Here is a 911-nt window from a genome sequence, read left to right as displayed (position 1 = left end):
TGATAATACGAATAATTCTCATACGTATTACAAATAATAATAGAACGACAAACTAGATATGCTCGAAGGGATGCCTACAGCACTAGTTTTAATCAAATTTTTATTCGATGGGACTTAAAAGTAAAAAGACTATGAACAAAAAAACGATAAGTATCGCTGTTGCGTTAGCGAGTATTTCACCTGATCTACTGTACGCAGAACAAACGAAAGACAATGCAACAAAACTGGAACAAACAGTTGTTACGGGCACGCATGCAAAAGAAGCGCACGACATAAAAATTGAACCAAGTTCAACCAGTAAATTAAATGTATCATTAGAAGATCTTCCGCGCTCCGTAGATATTATTAGCAATGACGAGTTTACCGAACGAGGCTCTCTCAACCTACAAGATACATTAAATTATACTTCTGGTGTTTTTGCGGGCCCGTTTGGCATCGACACCCGCCTCGACTCTTCACAAATTCGTGGCATCAAGCCTCAACAATTTGAGGACGGCTTTATAGCATTTGAAGGTTTTTACAACGCGCCTCGCGTTGAAATTTTCACCTATGAGAACATCGAAGTCGTTAAAGGACCATCTTCAACTTTATACGGCCAAGGCGCACTGGGCGGAATCATTAATGCCAACTCTAAGCTTCCAAAGGAAGATGCCCAAGGTGAGTTTGGCGTACAAATCGGTGAAAATAGTCGAGTACAAACCATGTTTGATTCTACTGGCGCGATCAATGAGGATGGAAGTTTACTATACCGCTTTGTTGCCTTAAATCGTGATGCCGACACGGAAGTCGAGTATGTTCAAGACGACGCACTTGTATTAATGCCATCCCTTACATGGAAACCTTCTGAAGACACTCAACTAACAATCTTAGCGAAACATCAAAAGCACGATACGGGCTCTACCTTGCAATTC

The 911-nt window shown here is 41.1% G+C and carries 1 protein-coding gene; it reads left to right on the top strand.

Translation table 11 applies throughout. The features are described 5' to 3' along the window. Positions 1-131: 131 nt before the first annotated feature. Positions 132-911, top strand: a 780-nt coding sequence (locus A3738_RS20675; protein WP_197473936.1) for a TonB-dependent siderophore receptor, incomplete at its 3' end; no start/stop codon positions are given.

The organism is Oleiphilus sp. HI0066, from assembly GCF_001635725.1.
This window is presented reverse-complemented; position numbering and strand designations above follow the sequence as displayed.